Origin of the sequence: Kytococcus schroeteri, from assembly GCF_042433515.1 — a bacterium.
Taxonomy (GTDB): Bacteria; Actinomycetota; Actinomycetes; order Actinomycetales; family Dermatophilaceae; genus Kytococcus; species Kytococcus schroeteri.
Map to the genome: position 1 here is coordinate 1 of NZ_JBHLVH010000026.1, position 723 is coordinate 723.

At 77.0% G+C, this 723-nt stretch carries 1 protein-coding gene; it reads left to right on the plus strand.

All coding sequences use genetic code 11. From position 1 onward, the window contains the following. The coding region (locus ACFFHC_RS10190; RefSeq protein WP_379805176.1) for a DUF222 domain-containing protein at positions 1–723 on the plus strand (723 nt) is incomplete at both ends.

Consider the following 723-nt stretch of genomic DNA (forward strand, 5'->3'; position numbering starts at 1 on the left):
CCGCGACCAGGCCCTGGCCGACGCCCTGGGCAACAGTGCCCCCACCCCCACGCCCGGGGCCGGGGCCGGGGCCGGGGCCGGGCGTGGGGAGGACGGTGACCGGGCCGGCAGACACGGTGTGGCCACCGGCGGGACGGACACGGCGCCGGTTCCGCGGTTCCCGGTGCTGGCCGGCGCGTGCGACACCGGACGGGTCGGTGAGCGGCAGGCCGCGATCGTCATCGAGCAGCTCCAGGCCCTCCCGGGAGACCTCACCGGCACCCAACGGGCCCGGGCCGAGGAGGTCCTCACCGACTGGGCCGCGGTGATGTCACCCTCCCGGTTGCGGCGCCGCGCACCCCGGGTGCTCGACGAGCTCGGCATCACCCCGGCGGTGGCCGACGCGTACGAGGACGACCAGGTCGCCGCCGGTGAACGGGCCGCGTGGGAGAACACACGGTTGTGGATGGTCGACAACCACGACGGCACCTGGAGCGGCCGGTTCACCCTGCCCGAGGTCCAGGCCCACATGCTCAAGAAGGCCCTGGACGCCCTGACCAGCCCCACCCGCCGCACCACCCCCGGCGGACTCAGCGCCCCCGCCGGGCGCACCACCCCCGGCGGACTCAGCGCCCCCGCCGGGCGCACCACTCCCGGCGGGCGTGGCGACGGCCCGCACGGCGCGACGCACAGGACGAACCCGGCGAACGCGGCGACCGGGCAGGGCGTGAACGGTGGAGCAGA